The organism is Erysipelatoclostridium sp. An173 (genome assembly GCF_002160495.1).
GTDB classification, from domain to species: Bacteria; Bacillota_I; Bacilli_A; order Erysipelotrichales; family Coprobacillaceae; genus Thomasclavelia; species Thomasclavelia merdavium.
Genome location: NZ_NFKR01000071.1, coordinates 1 through 4,165 on the forward strand (window position 1 = coordinate 1; position 4,165 = coordinate 4,165).

The 4,165-nt window shown below is 29.9% G+C and carries 4 protein-coding genes; all 4 read left to right on the plus strand.

Features of this window, described 5'->3' with window-relative positions:
* The first annotated feature begins 132 nt into the window (after positions 1-132).
* Positions 133-1,494: a Trk system potassium transporter TrkA gene (gene trkA / locus B5F09_RS14220; RefSeq protein WP_087374988.1), complete on the plus strand. Its 1,362-nt coding sequence runs from the start codon at positions 133-135 to the stop codon at positions 1,492-1,494.
* 5 nt (positions 1,495-1,499) lie between these two features.
* Positions 1,500-2,939 (plus strand): TrkH family potassium uptake protein, encoded by a 1,440-nt coding sequence (locus B5F09_RS14225; RefSeq protein WP_087374989.1) that lies wholly within the window; start codon positions 1,500-1,502, stop codon positions 2,937-2,939.
* Positions 2,940-3,430: 491 nt separating this feature from the next.
* Complete coding sequence (locus tag B5F09_RS14230) at positions 3,431-3,862, plus strand: hypothetical protein (RefSeq protein ID WP_087303539.1); 432 nt, start codon at positions 3,431-3,433, stop codon at positions 3,860-3,862.
* A 44-nt stretch (positions 3,863-3,906) separates the two neighbouring features.
* Positions 3,907-4,165 (plus strand): ATP-binding cassette domain-containing protein (locus B5F09_RS14235; RefSeq protein ID WP_087374990.1); only part of this gene is annotated, 259 nt, incomplete at its 3' end.

The following is a 4,165-nucleotide window of genomic DNA, read 5'->3' on the forward strand; positions in this document are numbered from 1 at the left end:
TAGTTTCAAGACTACACTTTTTTAGCTTGAATAAAAATATAACCAGGAGAAAATATATTTTCTATATAGCTCCTGGCTAAAAATTTGTCATCTTAACTTAATGACATTGATCAAGGGGGATGTTTTTTTATTATGAATATTATCATTTTGGGTGCTGGGAAAGTTGGTAAGACTTTGATCAAGCACATGTCCAATGAAGATCATGATATTGTTGTCATTGATACAAATGGGCAAAAAATTGATGATGTTGTAAATCAATATGATGTTATTGGTGTTGTTGGAAATGGAGGCTCATATGACATTTTAATGGAGGCTGGTGTTGAAGATGCTGACTTAATTATTTGTGTTACAGCTTCTGATGAATTAAATATCTTAGCTGGATTAATGGCTAAAAAGATGGGAACTCGTCATACGATTGCTAGAGTTAGAAATCCAGATTATTTAAGACAACGTGATTTTATGCGTGATCAATTAGGATTTTCAATGATTATTAATCCAGAATTAGAGGCAGCAAGTGAAATTCGAAGAGCTTTAGCTTTCCCATCAGCAGTAAAAGTAGAAACTTTTGCTCGTGGTAAAGTTGAATTAGCTGAATTTTATGTAGATCAAGAAAGTAAACTAGTAGGTGTTTCGTTAAGTGAACTACATAATGTTTCTAAAACTAATATTTTAGTTTGTGCTGTAAGCCATAATGAAGAAGTTATAATTCCAGATGGTAATTATATGATTAAAGCTGGTGATCATTTACATATTACGGGAGCACATCGTGATTTAGTTCATTTTTGTTTAGATGTTGGAATCAATACCCATCGTGTTAAAAATGTTTTAATTGTTGGCGGTGGAAAAATTGCTTATTATTTAACTAAGTTTTTAGCGATTGCTGGAATTAAAGTTAAAATAATTGAAAAGGATTTAGAACGTTGTAAAGAGTTATCAAAAAAATTACCATTTGCTACTATTATTTATGCTGATGGTAGTGATGAAGAAATCTTGCTTGAAGAAGGAATCGAAAATACTGATGCTTTTTTAGCGTTGACGGGATTGGATGAAGAAAACTTGATTCTTTCATTATATGCTAAAAACTTATATCGTCGTAAAACGGTTGCTAAAGTAACTAGAATGAACTTTACTGGATTAACTGATAGCTTAAAAGTTGATAGTATTGTTGCACCAAAACAAATAATTGCGGGACAGATTATTCGTTATGTGCGTGCTAAGATGAATAAAGATGACGATTCAAGTGTTAAAACATTATATAAACTTGTTGATGGTGAAGTTGAAGCAAGTGAGTTTGTAGCTACTGAAAAGATCAAATTCTTAGGTAAAACATTAAATGAATTATCTTTAAATAACAATGTTTTAGTTGCTACAATTTCTCGTGGTGATGAAATAATTGTTCCTAAAGGAAATACTACTATTGAAAAAGACGATCATGTGATTGTTATTTCAAAAGGAATAACAATGAAAAGTCTTAATGATATCTTAAGGAGCTAGTTAAGATGAATAAAAAGATGATTGTTTATGCACTTGGAAAATTATTGATGATTACTGGAATATTGATGTTTATTCCGGTAATTGTATCTTTAATTTATCAAGAAAAGACAGGCGTATACTATGCCGGTGTTGGAATTGCAATTATTGTTATTGGCTTTTTGATTTCTAAAAAAGAACCAAAGAAAAAAAATATTTATGCTCGTGAAGGATTCGTTATTGTTGCTTTAGGGTGGATACTTGTTTCTTTAGTTGGAGCAATTCCCTTTTGCTTAAGTGGTGAAATTCCTTCTTATGTAGATGCTGTTTTTGAAACAGTTTCTGGTTTTACTACAACCGGATCTTCAATTTTAACTAATGTTGAAGCTATGAGCCATACTGGTTTATTTTGGCGTAGTTTCACTCATTGGGTAGGTGGAATGGGAATATTAGTTTTTGTAATTGCGTTTGTTCCAATTGCTTCAGGTAGATCTTTACATATTTTAAAAGCTGAAGTACCTGGGCCAGTAGTAGGTAAATTAGTTTCTAAAGTTAAATTAACAGCTCGAATTCTTTATGTCATTTATGCAGTTTTAACTATTATTTTAATCATTTTATTAGTATTTGGTGGAATGTCATTATTCGATAGTATATTGATGGCGTTTGGAACCGCTGGTACAGGTGGTTTTGGGGTTAAAAATAATAGTGCTATGTATTGGGATAGTGCTTATATTGAAGGCGTTTTAACAGTCTTTATGATTTTATTTGGAATTAACTTCAATCTAATTTATTTTGCAATTCTAGGTCGTATTAAAGAAGTAATGCGAAGTGAAGAATTACGCTGGTATTTATTAATTATCTTTGGAGCAATCGTATTAATTACAATTAATACTTTACCAATGTATGATTCAATTTTACAGGCAATTAGATATTCAAGCTTCCAAGTTGGATCTATCATTACTACTACCGGATATGTTAGCTATAATTATGATACTTGGCCACTATTTTCACAAATGATATTGTTGGCTTTGATGTTTATTGGTGCTTGTTCAGGATCAACAGGTGGTGGAATAAAAATTTCACGTATAGTTATTTATTTCAAAAATGCACGTAATGAAATTAGAAGACTAGTCCATCCCCATAGTATTAAAACTGTTGAATTTGAAGGACAACCAGTAGATGAAAATGTAAATCGTAACATTCATGCTTATTTGGCAGTATATTTGGCATTGTTTGCAGTATCTTTATTAATAGTAGCCTTAAATAATTTTGATTTTAAAACAACTTTTTCAGCAGTAACAACATGTTTTAATAATGTTGGACCAGGATTAGAAGTCGTTGGGGCAGTTGGAAACTTTTCATCTTTAAGTGATTTATCAAAGATTGTTCTATCATTTGATATGCTTGCTGGAAGATTAGAAATTTTCCCACTATTATTATTATTTTCACCGTCATTATGGCGTAAATAGCTATTTGTTTATTAAAGCAAATAGCTTTTTTGTATCTTAGATATGACATGATTTAAGTATAAACCAGCTACAAGTAGTTGATAGTGATAGAAAAGAACTGTAGCGACTTTTTAAGCGTGTAAACAGAAATTTGATGAAACTGAATATAGCAAGATCAAATCACCAAAAGAACTGGTCATAATGAAAGAGGATTGATTAAAATTAATTAATCCCCTTAATTATTATTATAAAAGTTTGTAATTTTATATAAATGTAGAGCAAAAAAAGACTTATGCATTGAAAAATAGCGATTTTATCAATACTTTTTTGAATGTATATTGATATCTAAAAACATTATGATATACTATAAGTAGAGGTAATAATATAAATAATTTTAATAATATTATATAATATAAAAGGAAATTGATTAAAATGGTTAGTGAAGCTTTTGAATCTTAATAATTTTAAAATATGTTATTTTATTGTTTTTAATCAAATAGAGGTAATGCCATATGACACCACACATTATAGAAGATATTCCTGCATGGAACGCCAGCCAGTACAAATCTCAATACTTTCGGAAAGTTTTAACAGGTACAGAATACGTTCTTTGTTTGATATCGGCTGCAGAATATTTAGGTTTATGTAATTGGACAACAGAACCACAGATATATGTTCTTTCAAAAGATGAATGTAAAAAGAATCATATACAGATTGCATCCAAAAACGGTTTATATTACACTACTGTAAATCAAACCATTAATGATTTGTTATCCGATGATACCATTGATGAACAAGTTATCTTAGAAGTATTAGCTGACCAGTATTATAAAAACAATTATGCAGATTTAATTATCCGTCCTGAAAATCAAGATGCTTTTTGGCATTTCAAGCCATTTGCTGAAAAGTATTACACCGATGAAATTGAAGTCTTTAAATCTTAAAAATTTGTTATTTTATTGTATCTAATCAAAAGGTGGGAAAGGATATGACACGATTAAAAATTGAAAATTTGAAAAAAACATATCATGATGCTAATGATTTAACTGTCCTTGATAATTTAAATTTGACAGTTGAACAAAATGAATTTATTGGAATTGTTGGGACTTCTGGTTGTGGTAAATCAACATTGCTGCACATTATTGGTGGCGTTGATAAAGCAGATTCTGGAAGAATATTTTTAGATGATAATGAAATAAGCAGTTATGATTATAAAAAAATGGCTAGTTATCGTCGCAAACAGGTTA